General features: G+C 44.0%; 17 protein-coding genes. 2 read left to right on the plus strand and 15 right to left on the minus strand.

Annotated features, from left to right (window positions below; translation table 11 throughout):
- Positions 1-119: 119 nt before the first annotated feature.
- The 3 genes from AC5JP1_RS06275 to surE form a co-directional block, all read right to left on the minus strand.
- A complete protein-coding gene (locus tag AC5JP1_RS06275; protein ID WP_493843539.1) occupies positions 120-1,418 on the minus strand; it encodes a lytic murein transglycosylase in 1,299 nt (432 codons plus the stop codon).
- A gap of 109 nt (positions 1,419-1,527) precedes the next feature.
- Positions 1,528-2,316 carry a M23 family metallopeptidase gene (locus AC5JP1_RS06280; RefSeq protein WP_443524691.1) on the minus strand — a complete coding sequence of 263 codons (789 nt, stop codon included), beginning with the start codon at positions 2,314-2,316 and terminating at the stop codon, positions 1,528-1,530.
- Positions 2,317-2,539: 223 nt separating this feature from the next.
- Positions 2,540-3,418, minus strand: coding sequence for a 5'/3'-nucleotidase SurE (gene surE / locus AC5JP1_RS06285; RefSeq protein ID WP_443524693.1), 879 nt, complete (start codon positions 3,416-3,418; stop codon positions 2,540-2,542).
- A 631-nt stretch (positions 3,419-4,049) separates the two neighbouring features.
- On the opposite strand from surE, the gene AC5JP1_RS06290 reads away from it, so the two are divergent.
- Positions 4,050-4,484, plus strand: a complete 435-nt coding sequence (locus AC5JP1_RS06290; protein ID WP_443524695.1) for an MCR_0457 family protein — start codon at positions 4,050-4,052, stop codon at positions 4,482-4,484.
- A gap of 462 nt (positions 4,485-4,946) precedes the next feature.
- Positions 4,947-6,113: a D-alanyl-D-alanine carboxypeptidase family protein gene (locus tag AC5JP1_RS06295; protein WP_319049978.1), complete on the plus strand. Its 1,167-nt coding sequence runs from the start codon at positions 4,947-4,949 to the stop codon at positions 6,111-6,113.
- A 320-nt stretch (positions 6,114-6,433) separates the two neighbouring features.
- Here the strand turns inward: AC5JP1_RS06295 and AC5JP1_RS06300 are convergent, their stop codons facing one another.
- The 12 genes from AC5JP1_RS06300 to AC5JP1_RS06355 form a co-directional block, all read right to left on the minus strand.
- Positions 6,434-8,395, minus strand: coding sequence for a sensor histidine kinase (locus AC5JP1_RS06300; RefSeq protein WP_493843540.1), 1,962 nt, complete (start codon positions 8,393-8,395; stop codon positions 6,434-6,436).
- A 220-nt stretch (positions 8,396-8,615) separates the two neighbouring features.
- Complete coding sequence (der, locus tag AC5JP1_RS06305; RefSeq protein WP_319049976.1) at positions 8,616-10,037, minus strand: ribosome biogenesis GTPase Der; 1,422 nt, start codon at positions 10,035-10,037, stop codon at positions 8,616-8,618.
- Positions 10,038-10,369: 332 nt separating this feature from the next.
- Positions 10,370-11,590, minus strand: coding sequence for an outer membrane protein assembly factor BamB (gene bamB, locus AC5JP1_RS06310; protein ID WP_493843541.1), 1,221 nt, complete (start codon positions 11,588-11,590; stop codon positions 10,370-10,372).
- A gap of 143 nt (positions 11,591-11,733) precedes the next feature.
- Positions 11,734-12,528 (minus strand): YfgM family protein, encoded by a 795-nt coding sequence (locus AC5JP1_RS06315; protein WP_493843542.1) that lies wholly within the window; start codon positions 12,526-12,528, stop codon positions 11,734-11,736.
- Between the two features lie 70 nt (positions 12,529-12,598).
- A complete protein-coding gene (hisS, locus tag AC5JP1_RS06320) occupies positions 12,599-13,888 on the minus strand; it encodes a histidine--tRNA ligase (RefSeq protein WP_493843543.1) in 1,290 nt (429 codons plus the stop codon).
- Between the two features lie 127 nt (positions 13,889-14,015).
- Positions 14,016-15,131: a flavodoxin-dependent (E)-4-hydroxy-3-methylbut-2-enyl-diphosphate synthase gene (ispG, locus tag AC5JP1_RS06325; RefSeq protein WP_443524703.1), complete on the minus strand. Its 1,116-nt coding sequence runs from the start codon at positions 15,129-15,131 to the stop codon at positions 14,016-14,018.
- Between the two features lie 109 nt (positions 15,132-15,240).
- On the minus strand, positions 15,241-16,068 hold the full coding sequence (locus AC5JP1_RS06330; RefSeq protein WP_493843544.1) for a helix-turn-helix domain-containing protein: 828 nt from the start codon (positions 16,066-16,068) through the stop codon (positions 15,241-15,243).
- Complete coding sequence (gene pilW / locus AC5JP1_RS06335) at positions 16,059-16,994, minus strand: type IV pilus biogenesis/stability protein PilW (protein ID WP_493843545.1); 936 nt, start codon at positions 16,992-16,994, stop codon at positions 16,059-16,061. The genes AC5JP1_RS06330 and pilW overlap by 10 nt, the downstream gene beginning before the upstream one ends.
- A 198-nt stretch (positions 16,995-17,192) precedes the next feature.
- A complete protein-coding gene (gene rlmN, locus AC5JP1_RS06340) occupies positions 17,193-18,422 on the minus strand; it encodes a dual-specificity RNA methyltransferase RlmN (protein WP_493843546.1) in 1,230 nt (409 codons plus the stop codon).
- A 190-nt stretch (positions 18,423-18,612) separates the two neighbouring features.
- Positions 18,613-19,710: an RNA-guided endonuclease InsQ/TnpB family protein gene (locus AC5JP1_RS06345; protein WP_319049967.1), complete on the minus strand. Its 1,098-nt coding sequence runs from the start codon at positions 19,708-19,710 to the stop codon at positions 18,613-18,615.
- Between the two features lie 285 nt (positions 19,711-19,995).
- Entirely contained in the window at positions 19,996-20,427 is a 432-nt protein-coding gene (ndk, locus tag AC5JP1_RS06350) for a nucleoside-diphosphate kinase (protein WP_057759031.1), read from the minus strand.
- A gap of 281 nt (positions 20,428-20,708) precedes the next feature.
- On the minus strand, positions 20,709-21,998 hold the full coding sequence (locus AC5JP1_RS06355; protein ID WP_493843547.1) for an adenylosuccinate synthase: 1,290 nt from the start codon (positions 21,996-21,998) through the stop codon (positions 20,709-20,711).
- Between the last annotated feature and the right edge of the window lie 150 nt (positions 21,999-22,148).

Here is a 22,148-nt window from a genome sequence, read left to right on the forward strand (position 1 = left end):
CAAAATGGGGGTCTGGGAGCTGATAGGTAACTATTAGCGAACTAATGGATAATCAAGAGCGATTAAAAACAATTCGCAAAAGTTGCTTTTATCCAGTATATCAATACCGCCAGTGTCCCTCACCAGCCAGCCAATGAAGATGCACTGTTTTGAGTGATAAATCCGTCTGCGGTTCGCCCATTGTCTGCCTGCCAGCGCTGAAATGCCATACGCGTATTGGTACCCACGATACCATCAGCGCCCTTGGTATCATAACCCATGCTGGTCAAACGACGTTGTAGATTCGTGACTTGCGCGGTAGATAATGGACGCTCATAACGGGGCCATGATTTTTGCAACCCACTCTGTCCATCAATCGTTTTGCCCAGCAGACTCACCCCTAATGCATAGCTCGATGAGTTATTGTACACTCTAATCACATCAAAGTTGGGACTTAGGAGTAGCACTGGACCATCTTTACCAGCTGGCAACCACAGCTCCATCTCGGTATTGGCATCTAGGTACACATCAGCGATCGTATCTACACCCATTGCCGCCCATCTAGCTGCAGGTTGTTTGCTACCAGCGACCGAGTAGTCAAATGACGCTGGCACGGTTGCCTCATAAAAAGGCGCTAGACCACGAACCCAACCTGAGTTACTAAGATAGTTGGCCGTAGAAGCTAATGCATCGCCTGTTGCCCATGGATTGCGGTGACCATTATTATCACCATCCACACCTTGTTTGAGCCACGTCTCAGGAATGAACTGTGTCTGTCCCATACCACCTGCCCAAGAGCCATCGAGCTGTGACCATGAGACATCACCGCGCTGTAGCAGCGTTGCTAGCGATAGCAGCTGGGCCTCAGCAAAGGCTTGACGACGACCATCATAGGCAAGACTGGCAAGCGAGCTTGGCAAATCACTGTTGCCAGTGACCGCGCCATATGATGACTCCATACCCCATATCGCTGCAATAATCTCGGCATCAACACCATACTGCGACTCTAGCTGCGACAAAAACTCACGCTGCTCTGCAAATTTACGCTTGCCGACGCTGACACGTCCACTTGATACCGCAGAGTCTACATACTCCCACGGCATTTTAGAAAACTCAGGCTGCCCTGAGTCTAGCGAGATAACCTGCTGATTCAGATATGCCGAATCCAACATCCGGCGAATAACCTGAGCATCATAGCCTGCTGATATCGCGCGCATAGAAAAGTCTGACTTCCAATCAGAAAAACTACTATAACTAGGCTTTGGGGCGGGCTGCGGCTTGACAACTGGTGCAGGTGTCGGCCTTACCTGAACAGTTTGAGTCTGAGTGATCTCAACACCGCCTTGACGGACAGGCTTTTTTTGCATTGCTTGTTGACTTGTACACCCGACCATTACTAATGCTGGCATCAGGGTGAGGTATTGTTTTTTTAATTTCATAAAAATCTCAAATATGAATAAATGAATGACTCAAAGTCGCCTAGCCATCAGCAACAATGCCTCAATGTTAATGTATTAATAATGATATCTTAGTACTGATATATTAGTACTAACGATCAAGTACCGTACGCGGATCTATCGGATTACCATTCAAGCGAACTTGGAACTCTAAGCCGACTTGATTGGTTTGACCACTGCTGCCCATATTGGCAATGCGTTGACCACGCTGTACCGTATCCCCTTCTTTTACAAGCAATTGGCTATTATGCGCGTAGGCAGTGATATAGTCATCACTATGACGAATCATAATCAAATTGCCATATTCTGGTAGACCGTTACCTGAGTAAAGCACTGTTCCTGATTGGCTGGCAAGTACTGGATCACCAATGTTTCCAGCAAACCACATACCCATGTTGCCTGCCGCAGGATCAATGTTGCGAGTCACTGGATTGCGAGTAGGATAGTCATAGCCAGAGGTCGAACTGGCAGTTGCTCCGTACGCTGGCGTTGGCGCCGCCGTCACAGGAGGCGTATAAGTAGGTTGCGGCTGTGCTGGTCTGCTGTAGCTATTATTGCTAGCCGTCGTTGCCGCACTGCCCTGCCATAGCTTGAGCCACTGCCCACTATAAATCGTATATTTACTATCTAGGTTATTTAGTGCGCCAATTTGACGATAGTTGAGACGATAGCGCGCCGCAATTTGGCTGACCGTATCGCCGCGCTGTACGCGATGATAGTTAGGGACGCCTTGCGCGTTGGTTATGATCTTGGGGCCAGCTTGATTAGGTGATTGATAAGTCGGCTTAGTTGCACAGCCCACCACAGACAAGGTAGCAACTGCCATTGTGCCAATCAACGCCGCTTTGGCAAGGTGCGATCCGGTCGTAATTTTTTTCATACAAGGTTCCTGTTCTTTGTATTGCTGATCTATTGTTTTATCATCCAAAAGCTTTTGACATCACTAAAAGCTCTTTTGGTATTTTGACTGCACACTACACTTAGCCATCCATCAAATGACTTATATCACTAACACAGTAGATGGTAAAGTAACCATGATGGCTATTTATATGGTTTGAATTACATCGTATCGAGCTTATGGCTTTATTGCCTAACTTATAGCTTTAGTGCCTAAACAGCGTCGAAAACTGAGCCAATGCCACCGTCGGCGTATGGTGCAGACGTACTGGCGATAAACTGACATACCCTGCCACTACAGCCTGATCATCTGTCATCACCGGCGTAGCGATATCTCCGCACTTGCCGTCACTTCCAAACCCGCCATCTTTGGGTCTTGATAACGGAGCGACAGTATCTAGAGGCGATTCTTCCATACACTCGTCGTTTTTACGTTTTCGTAAAGACAGCCAGTATGCATCCCGGCCACGCGGATCAATCATATGACGTACAGGCTGAGCAATCTGTTTGTGTGCCAATGAGGTTATCTTTCGACCTCTAATGTCATCTGCGCTACCCACATCAGGGATATTAACGTTTAATACATGATAGGGCAAACTTTTGAGAGTATCTAAAATCGGTGTATCAGTAAGCAGTTTGACGATTTCATTGGCTGCTACCTTATAATCGTCTGCTGATTCTTGCCCGCCATCTTTTACGCCGCCACCTACCAAAGACGTCGCGATAGCAGGTATTCCAAAGAGCTGTGCTGTCAACGCCGCACCAAAGGTCCCAGAAAACATCACATCTTGACCTAAGTTTGCTCCTGAATTGATACCCGTAATGACGCAATCAAAGTCCATATCACGGTGTAGCTCATGCAGTGCCAAGTGAATACAGTCAGCAGGGGTTCCGTTTACTGCTACAAACCCTGATGGTAATTGATGCGTATGTAATGGTTTTGAGACACTCAGTGCGCTAGCATAGCCACTTTGTTCGTCGTTTGGGGCAACCACTAAGACCTCACCAATAGTCGATAGTGCTTGAAACAAAGCCAATAATCCTGGCGCATGCACCCCATCATCATTACTAATCAAAAATTTCATATCAGCTCGTTATGTTTGTATCAGACGTTCTATCTGCCCGTGGTTTTGTTACCGTACCATATCTTTATTGATGCAAAAATTGCAACTATAAATGAGATAAAATTTAACGCTTCCATCTTAAAAGCCTTGCCATATCATTATATGGTCAACCCTCTATAAAAGAGTGCTAGCGTTAACTGCACTTGAAGTATTCAATATATATCTATACTAGACACCTGCACTTAGTTACCTTATACCTCTTCCACTTGTATCTCATCTAAATGACGTCAACCATCGTAAGATAGCTCACTTTAATTGCTCGAGTGATTATATCTTAATAATGTACTCTGAAATCCCCGGTTTTCACTAGAAAATGTATTGCGTTTTTTGTCGATAACTGTGCTATTGCTATCAAACCAAACTGAGAAAAAAGTAGGAACAAACAGTGCGTTACAATACGCAACACCATACAACAATACAAACTGATGCATTTATACTGAGGTGACCTCGTTGGTATATGCTACTGATATGTTTCTATAAAGTGCCCTCGGCTCACAAGATATCTACACATAAATCAATATTTTATGTGACTTTTGTTTTTTTACCCATTAACATATCACCATCAAATAAAGATAAGCGAGTGTAATACTGAATGAAGAATCAATCGATATTATCTATAGCTTCTGTAATAGCAAAGACTGCCTCAAAAATCGGGCTTGCAGGACTGATAACGTCTGTTGCCATGCTGTCTCAAGCGTCTAATGCTGCAAACAATCCTGCGACCACTATTCCGTTAGATCTGTCTGGCATTAATATCACTAAGCATGAAATCGCTGTGATGCAGGTACTATCAGAGATCTGTCCATCAATGCTGAACGGTAAGCAAAAACAACGTTTTTATAAGTCATACACTGTACAACTGCACGAATTAATGCCAACTCTAGAAGATCCAAAAGCAGCCATTCAATATCTGTCAACGCAGCAAGACTACCGTCAGATATTACAAGGTATCCGTAGCTGGACAATGGGCTTCTCAAAGCAAGAAAACAAAGCTCTGTGCGAAGATTTAGCAGACGCTGAATATTAATAGAGTGTATTAGCAGATAAAATAACGGCGTTAATCATTAGCTATTAATTTTTAGCAGTCATTATAGAAGATAATGATATAGACTATATCGTGTGGTTTATATCATACAAAGCTTGCCGTAACGCCATTTATAAATCACAGATGGCACGGCAGGCTTTTTTGTGGTTATCACATTTATGACAAGCGCAAACCAGTTATACTTCAACAAAAGCAAGCACTTGATTAGTATTCATTTTTCTTTTTATTCTTGTCTTACTTTTTTGCATTTATCGATTCCCCATCGGTTGGCATTTTGCTAAGATAAGGCGTTAATTTTATGTCTATCGTGCCGTCGTCCCTATTTTTGTAGATACATGATTTTAGACATGATGTCTAAGGTATATTGCCTAAAATAATATATGAAAATTGGTACTGAGCATAAGCGATAGATACATTTGGTTCCATGATGCGGTGTAACGATATATGACAGTAAAGCGTGTGAAAAATCAGCTGGTACAGTTGGTAGTGGGTGTAAGTATCTCAATGAGTGCAGTGATGGCAAACGCAGCCATACAGCCGCCTGAGATGGATAATACCGCCTATGTATTGATGGATTATAATACTGGTGAGATTTTGGCTCAAAAGAATGCTAATGAAGCGCTACCGCCAGCGTCTCTAACCAAGATGATGACCAGTTACATCATTGAGCAGCGCCTAGCATCGGGTGACCTCAAAGAAGACGACCAAGTGCTCATGAGTCCAAATGCATGGTGCCGTGGTAGTAGCAGCCAGTCTTGTATGTATGTTCCAGTTAATAAGACAGCCAGCGTTATCGACATGCTACGCGGTATCATTATCCAATCAGGTAATGATGCTTCAAAAGCAATGGCTGAGCATATTGCTGGTAGCGAAACATCTTTTGCTATTTTGATGAATGAGCAAGCGCAGAAGATTGGTATGGAAAATACCAACTTCGTCAATGCAACCGGTATGCCTGATGAGGGTCATTTAGCATCAGCCTTAGATTTGTCTAAACTTGCCCGCGCTATTATCAAAAATAGTGGCGATTACTATAGTATTTATGCCGAAAAAGAGTTTACCTACAATGGCATCACCCAAGGTAACCGTAACGCTCTGCTCATCACTGACCCAACTGTTGATGGTCTAAAAACAGGTCATACGGATGCTGCAGGCTATTGCTTAGTGGCCTCTAGTAACCGCGACGGTATGCGTCTAATTTCTGTCATTATGGGCACTAAGAGCCAACAAGCGCGTGCGGATCAATCGCGTGAACTACTCAATTGGGGTTTTGGTCACTTCACCACAGTCACTAAAGCACCTGCTGGTCAGTTTGTCAGCAAAATTCCAGTATGGTTTGGGGAAGCGGATGAGATAGAGCTAGCTACTGGCGATAATTTACAGATCCTAACCAGCAAAACACAAAAAAATAAAATCACTACAGTAGTCGATATTCCTGAGAGTTTAGAAGCACCTATCAAAAAAGGTCAAGAAATCGGTAAGATGATGGCGGTTATTGATGGTAAAGCGGTGGCGTCCGTTCCTGTTATCGCGACCAGTGATATCGAACAGTCGGGATTCTTCAGCCGTACTTGGCAACATGTTGTACGCTGGGCAAAGAATCTTTTTTAAGCGTTACCCTATCTTTATAGAACGTAGTTTATCTTTATAGGACATACTTTATTCTTTTAGAAGTTGCTCTCTTTATAGACAACAACATAAATAATAACGCTAACAACGTATGAATCAGTAAAGACCCCTTAACAAAAAGACGCCTCAACATTGGGCGTCTTTTTTTGTACTAGAAAACGTTTGCTTAATCGCTAGCAAACATAGTAGCGGTAGGAAACTCTATACGAGTATTATTGCTGGTCAATCATATCTAGCGTACTACCGACCACACCATACGAATTTGACAGAGCCAATCACCAATCATGTATTGAGCTGTCGCATTACGTCCATACCAACCAGCGCTTTAATAAATCGCTCAGTGCCTTGTCTTTATAGTTGGAACGATGGCAGTAGTCAATACCAGCTGCTTTTAGTCCGTATTCAAAACTGTCAACATAGCGCGCTCGGTGCGGTGGATACCAATATACCAATAGAGTGCGCTGCGTACCCTCTTCACTTTCGTACTGACGAATACTCTTGGCTAGCAGCTCAGCTTTCTCTACAAATACATCCTCAGCAAACATCACCATATCAACTTTTTGGGTTCTAACCTCATTTATCACCTGCTGCGGACACTGGTGACAAATAATAGTAGCTCCTAGATACTCCAGCTCACTTAATAGAGCACCTGCCTCCTGATAATAGTAATAAACAATGGTCAGTCCAGATAAAAGGCGCTGCTGACGGGACTGCTGCTGGTTTGGCATTGCTACAGTAAGCGTAAACTCAGTGCCTGAGCCCAATGTACTATCAACTTCGATTGTAGCGCCCATAAGCTGCGCCATTTGCTTCACAACAGGCAAACCTATACCTGAGCCTTCATATTGACGTGTTTGTGATGAGTCCACCTGAAAAAACGGATTGAAGATATCTTCAATATGATCACTATCAATACCGATACCGGTATCTTTTACGCTGATTTTCCAGCGATTGCTCTTATCAAAATGAGTCAATTGCGACGATATAATCACCTGTCCGGTAGGGGTAAACTTGATAGCGTTATTGAGCAGGATCGATAGTATCTGTTGAATTTTGGCCGAATCCCCATGCAAGCTATAGTCTATGTGATGGATATTGCTAATAAGCTCTAAGCCTTTTTGACTGGCAATAGGCTCAAATTTCACTAATAGATCAGAGATTAATTGTAGCGGATTAAATTCGTTGGTATGAATCCTTATTTGACCCTTTTGTATCTGATTGAGCTGAATAATATGGTCGAGCGATAAGACCAATTTATCACTCCCATCACTGATGATTTCAACAGCATCTTTCTGTTCTCTGGTTAGGCTCTCATAATCCAACAACTGCAGGCCACCCACAATCGCATTGAGCGATGTTTTTAGCTCATGGGTGATCATGCTCTGAAAATTATGCAGCTGTACATCAAGCGAGACATCCTTGTTATGTAGCTGCTGCTCAAAAGCCGCTAATGTCTTATACCCTATTTTGGCCTCTTGTAGTCGACCAAATAATACGACTAATGCTTTTTTTATTTGCGTAAGCTCTTGAAAATTGAAGCGCTGTGGGATGATCGGTAGCTGCTCTAACTCCGAGTTTTTTGTGATGGTTTGGCAGATATCTGTTAATGCTTCGATATCTTTGACAGGCCAATTAAGCTTTCTAAAAATATATAAGGCAAACAAAAAAATCAATACGACTGCTGCTAGCCATAACCATAAGACGCTTTGGAACCAGTGCAGCCGTAGCAACTTTACGTCCATTGTAATGTTGATATAGCCAATCAGCGCACTGTTTTTGGTAGAGTCATCAGTCAACTGACTCGTACTTGGCGCGTTCGCCATACTTTCTGACAAGGCGCTGGCTATTTGTCGGTCAGATGCTGCATTATCAGCACTTGCCCCATTGTCATCCTCATACTTACTCACGACTGGATAATTAAAGCTGACAGTATCGGCAAATAAAGCATTTCGCCAGTCGTCAAGGGACTGGTTCACATCACTGATCGGTTTAGAGGTTGAATAGAAGACAATACTTTGAATCGTAGGTCCGTTTTCTAGCAAAACATTGACTTGATCAGCCACAATGTCTGCACCATCTGCTGTTGATGCGCTGGTCGTCAATAGCGAAGCCAGCTGCTGGATATGCTGCCGCTCTTCTTGGTAATGATGTACCAACCCATAACTAAAAGGCAACACAAATCCTGCTAGCACGGCCAGAATTACGACCTGACCAACAGAGCGCCAGATAAGCATAGAAATGGTTTGAGACGAACGTTTGTTCATATCACTCTACTGAGTAAAGAAAACTTTTACTTATAGTACAGGTATTTGGAAGATGTGATAAGCGAAAGATTGAGGTAATTTATGACTGCATTGACCGAACGGATGCAGCACCATTGCTAAATAATGCTTGATACTCATTTTACCGTGTATAGTGACACGGTAAAATGAGTAACTGTTAGACAACGCAATGAATCAAACAGAAGGGTTAGATAAAAAGTTACTAACGAGACTTTTTGTCTTTTGTGGTGAATTTCTTTGCACGATTACGCTCACGTTGGCGCAACTGCTGTGTTTTTGCCTTGGTTGGCGTATCGCTTTTATTAGCATATGGGTTGTCATTTTGCTTGAAAATAACATTGAGCGGTGTGCCTTCAAGTTTGAACACCTGACGGAACTGGTTCTCTAAATAACGCTGATAGCTTTTAGGGAGCGCACTTGTCTGGTTACCATGGATCACGATAACTGGTGGATTGTGACCACCAATATGTGCATAGCGCAACTTGATACGACGACCAGCAACAGTTGGTGGCGGATTGGCCGTAACCGCATCTTGTAAGATTTGCGTCAAGCGATTGGTTGACACTTCAAACATTGAAGACTTATACGCACGCAAAATAGAGGGGTATAGATTGCCAACGCCAGTACCATGAAGCGCTGATATTAAATGCACTTTTACGTAGGGAATAAAGTTAAAACGACGATCCATCTCAAGCTTGATATAATCTCTTTGATCTGGCGTCAGGCCGTCCCATTTATTGATCGCTACTACCAAAGCGCGACCGGCATCCAAGGCATAACCAATCATGTGTAAGTCTTGGTCAACGATACCTTCGTGCGCATCAATCACAATCACAGTCACGTTAGAGTCTTCGATTGCTTGCAACGTCTTGATGACGGAGAACTTCTCTACTTTTTCATCAATTTTACCGCGGCGACGCACACCAGCAGTATCAATCAATACGTAGTCTCTGCCTTCGCGCTGATAAGGGATGTAAATACTGTCACGTGTGGTACCTGGCATATCGTACACCACTACTCGGTCTTCACCCAGCAAACGGTTCACTAGGGTTGATTTACCGACGTTTGGACGACCGATAATCGCAAGCTTTAAGCCTCTTGGCTCTACAATGTTTTCTTGCTCAGGCATATCAGCCGTTAAGATTTCGAGTAAGTTACCCACACCGCGACCATGACTGGCGGCCATCGGGTACGGCTCACCCAATCCTAATGCATAGAACTCGGCAGGCGCGGCGTCATGAACACCATCAACTTTGTTGGCAACGACATAAACAGGCTTGCCTAACGTGTGCAAAAACTTGCCAATTTCGGCATCAGCGCCAATCATGCCAGCACGGGCATCAACAACGAATACAATAATATCTGCTTCATGAATCGCAGTATGCGACTGCTCAGACATATAGTCGTCAATATTACCGCTACCATCGTCCGCTTCACCAATACCACCAGTATCCACAACGATGAAAGATTTGTCTTCATAGGTCGCGTCACCGTATTGACGGTCACGAGTCAATCCTGACAAATCAGCGACCAATGCCTGCCGACTCTTTGTGAACTGATTAAATAAGGTGGATTTACCGACGTTTGGACGACCAATTAAGGCGACCACAGGCTTGATACTCATGGGTTACTCTCAGTGAAAGGCACAATGACGGACAGTACAGCTGTTCTTATAACCAGCAACATAACAATAGCAGCGAATAGGCTGTACTTAACCGCAAATTAAAATGAATAATAAAACAATAGCAAAAATAGTAGATAGCTATCTTACAATCAAAAATAATCGTAGTTTTAAAAAATATCTGGAATGACTAAACGATATACAGTATACATGGCTAGCGCATCGGTCGCATAGAGTACGCGAAAGCCTGTCTATAAACAAGCGATTTACACAAAGCACTAAACGCTGACCAAGCAGCGTTTGTGTTCTAAAACAATAAGCACTTAGTTAGCTGACTAACGCACCAGCTGCCAAATAGCCACTTGTCCTGATGTACTTTGAGTCATAAGGCGGCTGCCTTGTACTTGCAGGTTGGTCAGTGCGCCTTTTGTCTCGACGCGGCTAACGATATCGCCAGTCGCAGGATCAAATAAATGCACTACACCGTCAAAATCACCAACTGCAATATAATTACCAATCATGACAGGGTTGGTGAGATCACGATACGCTAGCGCTTTACTTTCCCATAACGTCTCGCCACTATTACGATCATAAGCAACCACGCTACCATCCAAGCCAGTCGCAATAACTTGCTGAGCATTCACAGCAAGTGATTTAAGACTCGCAATCTCATTGACAAACATCACTTGGCGAGAGGCTAAATCAATGCCTAATAGCTGGCCGCTATAACTGATGGCAAACATCTGCTGCTTATCTACAATTGGCGTGCCATCGACATCACTCATGCGCTCAACTTCACTACTACCAGAACCGATACCGACACGTCTTGACCACTGCGGTAAGCCATTATCAACGGTGATCGCATGCAGGCGTCCATCGGCAGTAGACAACAATGCTGTTTCATTATCTAATAACGTCGGTGCTGCACTACCGCGAACGCTAATGGCTGGTACTTGGGTCGCAAACTGCCATACTGATTGACCGGTCTGTAGTGATAAGCCATGCAAGAAACCATCATTTGCTGATAGCACCACACGATTATTACTGATCAATGCAGGAGACAAGACCGACCCTGATAACTGTTGCTGCCAGCGCTTGGCACCCGTAGCACTATCGAATGCCATGATTTGACCACTGCGAGTACTGATAACAGCAGTTTGACTGAGCGCGTCTAAAGCAACGCCGCCTGTGATTTGATCACCAACGTTTATTGACCACAAGCGATCACCTGCTTGATTAAAGCCTACCAAGTCGCCACCGCGTGAGGCAGTAACGACTTGCCCATTGGCATAACCAACCTGCAAATCTAATGAGTCTTTTTTGCTGGCTTTTTTATTGCCCACGTCAGTGCTAAATACTGGCTGTAGCACGCTAATTGGCTGCGCAATTTGTACTAACTTTACTGGGTCATTGACCACGGGCTTGATACCGCGAGTACACCCTATCACTGCAGTGCTCATCACAGCAAGTACTGCTACATGCATGACTGTCTTTTTGACAGTCTTAGTACTGAACCTGGTACTTAACATTTTGCTTGCGCGAATAGATTGGGTCATTATACGTTCTCACTACAGATGAATTATTATTAATTAGTACATTGGCTAACCGCACATTAGTAATCTTATTTAAAAGTTTTTGAGCGACTACTAACTATTATTTAAGCGACTACTATTAGTGTTATCGTTCAATACAATCCTACTTACTGTACCATCTCAACGGCCACACTTTCTGAGCTATCAACCACTAATGGCTGTTCAGGAGTCGCTGACTCTTGAACAAGACTCGCTTGCTCTGCAATAGGCTCAGGCGTGATACCTAGACTTTCCATTTTTAATGCCAATACTGCACGCGTTTCTTGACGGCTACGTAACAGCTCCCAAGCATTATTGTAAGACTTGATCGCTGAGTCTTTGTTGTCTTGAACCAAATAAATATCACCTAGTAATTCTTGCTGACTGGCTTCAAACGAGCTTGGCATATCGTTATTGGCTTCTGATAAAGCTGCATCTGCGTCCCCAGTAGCCAGTAATGTCTTGGCATAACGCAGACGAGTAATCGCCTCTAACCCCGCATCCCCCAAGTCAATTGCGAGTGCTTGCTTGAGCGTCTCAGTTGCTGCAGTGAAGTCATCGCTATCTACTTGCTGGCGAGCCTTAATCATTAGTGCTTGCCACGCATAAACTGAGTCGCCATGGGTGCTTACTAATGCATCAATATTCTCGTCTAATTGTGTGCGGCTCTGTGCCAGAGCTTCTTGCGCTTGTGCTTCTAGATCTGGGTTCTGCGATGCGATGCTGACCTCTTCACTCAATCGCTGGATATCTGCGTATTGATCGGCGGCGACCGTATCTACGCGCGCATGGTTATTCTGCCAGTATGTCCAGCCAAAATAAGCGGCCAGCGCCAACAAAATCGCAGTGACGATATAACTGCCATACTGCTTTAGTGCTTGCATGGAGTTGTCTGCATTCGGCGAGTTGGGGGTCAGAGCCATATATATTTACCTGATAAAATGTACATTAATTTACTGATACCAAAATCAAAACCACGGTATAACAAGATGATTAGCCACGAGAAAAGTTGTCTTTGCTCGATAACCAGTCTTGTACGACCGTTTGCTGCTCACCTGTCTGCATGTCTTTAACACTGATTGTATTATCATCTAGCTCTTGCTGCGCAATAATAACCGTTAGTGCAGCGCCTGACTTATCTGCTTTTTTCATTTGTGCTTTTAAGCTAGTGGCACTTGCCATTTTTACACGTACATCTGGGCGACTGTAGCGTAAACGTTGTGCATAATCAACACCAGCACTATAAACCTCTGGGTGAGCGACAACGAACACATCACAAGCAGGTACATCAGCAATTGGTGCAACCGCTTCCATAAGTAACAACAAGCGCTCAAGCCCCATCGCAAAACCAACGCCTGGTTCAGATTTTGCCGGCTTGCTACCATCAGTGCCCGTAGACTTTAACTGTCCGATCAGACCGTCATAACGACCACCAGCACAAACTGTCGCTTGGCTACCTAACTTGTCCGTTACCCACTCAAAGACCGTTTTATTATAGTAATCAAGCCCGCGTACCAGATGCGGGTTAATTTCAAAATTGATGCCAAGTGTTGTTAAGTATGACTGAACTTGATCGAAGTGCGCCTTACTCTCTGTACCCAAGAATTCTGCCAGCTTTGGCGCGTCTGCCAACAGTGCTTGTGTACTCGCCTCTTTACTATCTAGGATACGTAGCGGATTGGTCGTCAAACGGCGCTGACTGTCTTCATCCAACTGATCTTTTTTGTCAGTTAAATAAGCGACCAATGCTTCGCGATAAGCATAACGCTCATCACTCTCACCTAAGCTATTAAGCTGCAAATGCATCTCATCTTTTAGGCCCAACTCTTGCCACATTAGATGGGTCATCGCAATCAGTTCAGCGTCAGCGTCTGGTAACGCACTACCAAAGCTTTCGACACCCAACTGATGAAACTGACGATAGCGGCCTTTTTGCGGACGCTCATAGCGAAACATTGGACCGATGTACCAAAGCTTAGGAGTATCACCGCGCAGCAGATTATGCTCGATGACAGCGCGTACTGCGCCTGCCGTACCTTCAGGACGTAGCGTCAAAGGCGTGGGCGGCTCAGACTTATCCGTAAAGCTATACATCTCTTTTTCGACGATATCAGTAGCGCCGCCAATGGCACGTGCAAACAGATCAGTCTGCTCAACGATAGGCAGGCGGATATGCTCGTAACCATATCTACCAAGTACATCAGCCAATATTGCTTCTAGATGTAGCCATTTTGCTGATTGATCAGGCAAAATATCATTGAACCCTTTAATAGCTTTGATCATGGTACGGTCGTATCCTTAAAAATTTAACAGGTATATCTATTGTTGTTATCTATCTAAATGTTCATCGTGTTTTAAATTAACTGCTTGACGTTGTGTATCAGTTTGACACATGTATCAACACACTGGCCTATCTTACGCGAATGATTTCGTTTTCGCGCTTTTTTGCCAAGTCTTCTGCGTGAGCACGAACCATGCTTTCTATTTCATCGACCAAATTGTCGGTATCAATAAGATGGCTTTTTTCGCCCATACGATAGACTAGCGATCTTGGTGCGGCGCCAACGATACCGATATCTGCCTCTTTGGCTTCTCCTGGACCGTTTACCTTGCAACCAATGACAGATAAATCCATCGGTTCACGGATATCTTCTAAACGCGACTCTAACGCTGTCATCACTCTAATCACATCAAACTCTTGACGCGAGCAACTTGGGCAAGCGATAAAGTTGACGCCATTTGAACGGATATTCAGCGATTTTAAGATATCAAAACCAATCTTAATCTCTTCTTCAGGCTCGGCAGCTAAAGAGATGCGAATAGTATCACCAATACCGTCTAGTAAGAGACCACCAAGGGCAATTGCAGACTTCACCGCACCAGTACGATATACCCCCGCTTCGGTTACCCCAAGATGAAGTGGATTATCAATTTGTGCTGATATTAGACGATAAGCATCTAGTGTCAAAAACACATTACTGGCTTTGACAGATACTTTGTACTGATCAAAGTTAAGGCGCTCTAAAATATCGATATGGCGCATCGCGGACTCAAGCATCGCCTCCCCAGTTGGCTCAGTATATTTACGCTGAATGTCTTTCTCTAAAGAGCCTGCATTGACGCCAATACGGATAGGAATATTATGATGTTTGGCACAAGCAACCACTTCACGCACCTTGGCATCGCTACCGATGTTACCAGGGTTGATACGTAAGCAATCAGCACCTGCTTCAGCAACTGCCAGAGCAATTTTATGATCGAAATGTACGTCTGCAATGAGAGGCACGCTCACAAGTTTACGAATCTCGCCAAAGGCTTTTACGGTATCCATCGTTGGCGTTGACACCCGCATTAGATCAGCACCAGCTTCAACACAGCGCTCGATTTGGGCAACCGTTGCGGCCACATCACAGGTGTCAGTATTGGTCATACTCTGCACACTGATTGGCGCATCACCACCAATTGCAACATCACCCACATAGATTTGTTTGGTCAAACGACGGTTGATAGGTGATGGCATTGACATACATAAATCCTTGAATCAAAAATAAAAAAGCCACTGGCTTGTATATATAAACGAGCTTGCACATGTGACCACTTTAGCGAAAACAGGCAATCAAACCTTTCATCAACAATTAAGGCGTTAACTCAAAAGTCGCTTGCTTATCAGTTGCATAAGTCTCTAAAGCGACCGTTTCTTGGTTAAGCATCAAGCTGACATTATCGATATTATCGATTTGCACGTCGAATGGTGGCATACCTGATAGATCATAGTCGCCAGCTGTCTGGTCCCCGCTAATCAGATTATTGCCAGAGGCATCAGTGATACTAACTACGGCATCATCGCTCAACTTAACATTCAGAAAAGCCGTACTAGCATTGGCATCACCCAGATTCAGCGCAGAGCCAGAAGCGCCAACGCTACTGGCATCATTATCAATGTTAATCGCGGCCCCCTGCGCTTGCTCTATGGCTGATACATCTTCCACAGCAGCGACAGGCTCTTGGTTATTTTCTTTACTCGCATTACTCACCATACGGAATAAAAATATCGCCAAAATAATGAGTCCAATCACACCGATGATCAATAGTGGATTGAAACGGATACGACTATGCGTATCACGCTGCAATGTTCCCATTGGTCGCAGTGGCGTATCCGTGTTATTTACTGACTTGGCTTTAAGCTCATTAGGATAGGCGGCATCGAAGCTACTTGCGATTTTGGCTGAATCCAGACCCAAGTATTTGGCATAGTTGATGGCAAAGCCACGAGCAAAGGCGGCTTGTGGTAGTTCAGAGAAGTTTTCGCTCTCTAATGCCTCTAGATGGCGTTTTAAAATAAATAACTCGGCGGCCGCCTCATCTAAACTGACTTGCTTAGTTTTTCGGGCTTGCTGCAACATGGCACCAAATGATCCCTGAGCGTTAGATTGAGTGTTCGATGATGGGGTGGTCATTTCCATGGTGCCTCTGGATTGTTAAGCCAAGTCTTAAGTTGTTTCGCTTCATCGCTCAGTGGATAAGCAGATAAAAGCTGCTGGGCCAATTGCTGGCGCGTTGTCGTGTTTTTTTGTGCTGCTGCAAGTTTGATACCTTGTAGGAGCAAGCGGGGGCTAATGCCCTGCCCTTGCACCAATATCAATGTCTCATCATATAATCTTTGAGCTTGCGGTACGCGCTGTTGTTCAAGCAACAAATCAACCAATTCGATATGGGCGATGATGCTATTGCGGTTACCATCAAGCGCTCGCAAGAACGCTTTGGCAGCGGCGCTGTTATCACCCAGCTGAAGGTATGTGCGCCCTAGATTTTCTAATGCACCGATACGGCCTTCATAGCCTAATGATGCGCCTGCAATCTCGAACTGCTCTGCCGCCTCGCGATAGCGCTTCGCCTGTGACAAGTAAACACCATAATTATTGTGTGCTTGCACAAAATCTTTGTCTAGCGCGATTGCTTTTTTGAAGTACTGATCGGCTTTTGCAAGATTGATGCGGCTGCCTTCTTGTTGCAACAAAACGCCCATCATATCATAGGCTGGCGCGTAACGGCTATCGGCAGCAAAGGCTTTTTCAAGCTGACGCTGCGCCGCATCCAGCTCATTTTTACGGATATATTGTGCCGCCAGTGAGGTGCGCACACGTGCAACTTCTTGTTGGTCTGAATTGCGATCACCGCTTGCGCCCGTAGAGGTTTGATAGACTGTACCACCTGTCAGATCATTACTTGACGTGCTCTGACAACCACTTAATAATGATCCTGCGAGCACAGCCATAAACAACATTTGTTTCGGCGCATTGACGTGAGTCGTCATCACGCCTATTTGCTTATAACGTTTAAAAAATGGTTTGTTAGGTTCAAACTGACAAGAATTTTTAGAAGTCATCATAGCCGCCATCATAAAACTGTGGTTCAATGCATTTGATCATCGAGGCATCAGTTTAATAGATTTAACCCCTATAAGTACAATTTAGTTGTTATTAATTGCTGTGTTCTTCAGTCTCGAGCGTTATTGATACATTTTCGTTACCATTGCGACAGACAAATGACAGCTAAGCGCCTACGTTAGGTACTTCTATGACTTGCATCAACCGTTTTCACGATCCTTGATGCTTTGCTGCCATGCAGCCGAACGTCTGGTACGATCAGCCACTTGTCCAACCAACTGACCACAAGCCGCGTCAATATCATCACCGCGCGTTTGGCGAATAGTACAGACAAATCCGGCTTCGCTAAGTATATTACTAAACGCATGAATACGGTTGTTGCTCGACTTATCATATGGCGCATGTGGGAACGGATTGAACGGGATAAGATTGATCTTACTTGGTAGACCGTCTAATAGTGCGACCAACTGATGCGCATGTTCATTGCTATCATTGACCCCGTCAAGCATCACATACTCAATGGTGACGTGCTTTTTGTGACGTGGATTAACATCATAGACGTAGTTTTTTGCAGCGGCAATCAGCTCATCTAATGGATACTTTTTATTGATTGGCACCAGCTCATTACGCAGCTCATCGTTTGGCGCATGCAATGAGATCGCTAATGCCACATCAATGTCTTGGGCAAGTTGATACATTTTGGGAACGACACCTGATGTTGATAAAGTCACACGGCGCTTTGATAACCCATAAGCATGATCGCTGAGCATCAATTCCATTGAGCCAACCACGGGCTTATAGTTTAATAGCGGCTCACCCATACCCATCATGACGACGTTGGTGACATTGTTTTCCCATAGACTGTGATCGACATTTTCTAAGCTTTCGTTTTCGTCAGTCATATATGAGGCATTGGCAACCCATAGCTGTCCAATAATCTCAGCGGCACTCAAATCGCGCTCAAAACCCTGCTTACCCGTACTACAAAAACTACAATCAAGCGCACAGCCGACTTGTGAAGACACACACAACGTTTTACGGCCATTTAGCTTACTGTCATCTGCTGGAATCAACACCGTCTCAACCAATGAGCCGCCCGTCACTTCAAACACCCACTTACGTGTACCATCATCGCTGTATTGGCGATGAATCACTTTGGGCGGTTCCACGCAAGCATTGAGCGATAATTTATCACGCAAGGATTTGCTCAAATTGGTCATTTGCTCAAAGTCGGTAACCCCATGCTGATATATCCATTTAACAACCTGAGTAGCACGAAATGGTTTTTCGCCGATACTTTTGAAGTAATCAGCCAGCTGCGCTTGGGTCATACCCAGTAGATTGGTTTTGGCATGTGCCTCGTCTACTAACTTAATACTGTCAGTAAGCTTGGCAGGTATGTGCTGGGTTGGTGCTTGAACAGTTGACATAATAGGTAACCTTTTTGCATCAGTCTAATAAGCGATGCAATTATTGATATGAGCGTTGCCGTACACACGTATGGCTTGAATGCATGAGCAATCCGTTATGAGCGTAGCGTTTATCTCATGAGCAACCAATGCCAATACAACGCGTTGATACTGATTAGAGGATGCTGATAAGGGATTGTTGACTTCCTCTCTAAAATGAAGAGATTCCTACTGCTAGACGGTCAAGCCCGACCGCAAGAATATTCTTTGCCGCATTGACATCTCTATCATGCGTTGTGCCACACTGAGCACAAGACCATTCTCTTATTCCTAAGCCTTTTCTACCTTTTGGACTGTTTTGGCGTGAACCGCAACACGAACAGGTTTGGGTTGTGTAATTTTCATTCACTTCTAAGTAACGGCAACCTGCATGCTTGCATTTATAATCCAGTTGCCGCTTCACTTCGAACCAACTAGCATCATAAACAGATTTTGCTAGCTTGCTTGAGATGAATGATCTCGATTGAAGTTTACCAATAATAATTATATTGTTGTTTTTAACCAGTTTGCTGGTGAAAACATGGATTAGATGTTGCCGGGTATTTTTTATCTTGGCATGAATCGCTTTGACACGCCTTTTATTATTGGCTCGTTGAGCAATGCCTAATTTAGCTGCATATTCATAAGTTAGCTTGGTAGCTAGAGTATCGCCATCACTGGTAGTTGCCGCTTTTTTACATCCTAAGTCGATACCAACCTTACCAGTACCACACTTCAAGTTTGAGTGCTCTTTAACAGTCACGCACGCATACCATAGTCCACGGCTGTCTTGTACGAGCTCACAGGTGTTAATGTTATACAAAGATAAGTTATAGCTATCCCAGACGTCGATAGTAATTTTTTGGCCTTTTGCAAGGCTAAATTGAATTATAGATTTAAGACTTTTCTTTCCTGCCTTCTTGATACCCAAATACCTGATTGCAGATTTCTTAAAAGGGATCCAGCCAAGCGACCTACGTTTGGCTTTCGGATTATTGGTACGCCAGTTTAATTTGGCTCTTTTAAATTGTTTTCGGCTTTTAGCATGAGTTTCAGTGATTGCTTGAAGCGTTTGGCTGTGCAGACCTAAAAATTCGCCTGCACCTTTGGTGTACGGTGCAATATCGTAAGCTGAAAAGAAACGCCCAGTACGTTGCACATGCTTAAAACTCAAATCATTTACATAGTTCCACACAAAATTAACCGCCTCAGCCAGTTTATTGAGCTGATTGACGTGCTTGTTTTTGATGCGTAATTTAAGTGTTTTCATAGTTTGAGTGTTTAGCAATCTGACAGAGAAATCAACCGACGATATGTGAGTCTTTATATCACTATCCTAAATTGCAAGACTTTATGACGATTTTGGTAAGAATAAATAGGACTTATAATGAGGGACTCTTCAGATAATTTCAATCTAGATTGCTTTATTATAATCGAAGTTGCCCATCAGCAAATAGCTAAAACGGCCTATACCCATAAGATATAAGCCGTCTTGCAAAACCAATTATTAACAATCACTATGCTACAGAGTAGCTGACATTAATAACTGCTGCTATTAGCGCGTACGTGCACAAACTTCGTCATCGCTGAAGAAGTAGCTGATTTCACGTGCTGCTGATTCAGCTGAGTCTGAACCATGTACTGCGTTTTCGTCGATGCTGCTAGCGAAGTCAGCACGGATAGTGCCTTCAGCTGCTTCTTTTGGGTTAGTAGCGCCCATGATTTCACGGTGCTGAGCGATAGCGTTTTCGCCTTCTAGTACTGATACCAATACTGGACCTGACATCATGAATGACTTTAGGTCGTTGTAAAATGGACGCTCAGCGTGCTCAGCGTAAAAACCGCCTGCTTTTTCGTCATCAAGTTGTAGCATTTTAGCGGCAACGATTTTTAGACCAGCTTGTTCAAAGCGGCTATAGATAGCGCCGATGTGGTTGCCAGCAACTGCGTCAGGTTTGATGATAGATAAAGTACGTTCGTTAGCCATGAAAAGCTCCTAATAAATGATAAATTCGATAAAAAATGAAAGGGTTAATACTTTGTTTTATCTTTAGCCGCCATATTGGCCTCAGCTCACTTAACTAACTCATGGTCAGTCAAATCTAATACCTGAGTGCCAACATAGGATTGCTGCCTATTATAATGATTAAGACTATAAATGATAGGGTTAATTTATGACCATACCTTGCAAAAAAGTAAAAATCCCAATGCTCAGCACTGGGATTTTTATTAATACTAAAAATGATTCACTAAGATGTATAGTGAAAATTAAGCATCATATGGGTCACGTAATACGATCGTCTCTTCGCGATCAGGACCAGTTGAGATGATGTCAACTGGGCAACCAATCAACGCTTCGATACGTTTGATGTATTTTTTAGCGTTCTCTGGTAGGTCGTCATAGTTAGTAACACCAACCGTTGACTCACTCCACCCTTGCATAGTCTCGTACTTAGGCGTTACTGACTCATAGAATTCAGCATCATGCGCGCCTGCGCACTCAGTCTCAGGTAGGTTATAACCCACACCAATGAGCAATTCCTCAAGACCATCTAGTACGTCAAGCTTGGTCAGACAGATACCTGACATCGAGTTAAGTACTACGGCACGGCGTAGCGCTTCCGCATCGAACCAACCACAGCGACGCGCACGACCAGTTGTTGCACCAAACTCATGACCGACTTTGGCAAGATGAGCACCAACATCATCGAACAGTTCTGTTGGGAACGGGCCGCTACCCACACGCGTGGTGTAAGCTTTAGTGATACCAAGTACATAATCTAAGTACAATGGACCGATACCAGTACCCGTAGATACGCCACCTGCTGTCACGCTTGAGCTGGTCACAAACGGATAGGTACCATGATCGATATCAAGTAGTGTACCTTGAGCACCTTCAAACATAAGGTTCTTGCCAGCCAAACGCAATTGATTTAGGTCTTCGGTGACATCAGTAACCATACCTTTAATTTCTTCTTTCCACTCTTGGCATAGCTTGAGTGTCTCATCAAAATCAATCGCGTCAACTTTGTAGTATTCAGTCAGTTGGAAATTGTGATATTCAATGAGGTTACGTAGCTTCTCTTCTAGATCTTCACGGAACAAATCAGCAAGCTTGATTGCACGGCGTGCTACTTTGTCTTCGTAGGCAGGACCGATACCGCGACCTGTTGTACCGATTTTACCGCTGCCGCGCTTGGCTTCGCGAGCTTGATCAAGTGCCACATGATAAGGCATGATCAGCGGGCAGTTAGGAGAGATACGCAGACGCTCACGTACTGGTACATTGTTGTCTTCTAGCTCTTTCATCTCTTTTAGTAGTGCGTCAGGTGCGAGTACCACGCCATTACCAATAAAACAGGTCACGCCTTCACGCAAGATACCTGATGGAATCAAATGCAAGACAGTGGTTTTGCCATCGACAACCAACGTGTGACCAGCATTATGACCGCCTTGGAAGCGGGCTACTGCTGAGGCTTTTTCGGTAAGTAAATCAACGATTTTACCCTTACCTTCGTCGCCCCATTGGCTACCCAAGACTACAACATTCTTACCCATGATCAATCCTTACCTTTATGTATTGAGGTGTGTGCAATAACAGTTGGAAAGCTAAAATAGCTTTGTGCTTTATTTACTGTATCTTTTTATCTAACGAACCATTGAGCGTTCTAATAACGTGTACTTAATAAATTTTATTTATTGAACTGG

The organism is Psychrobacter sp. H29 (assembly GCF_059073055.1).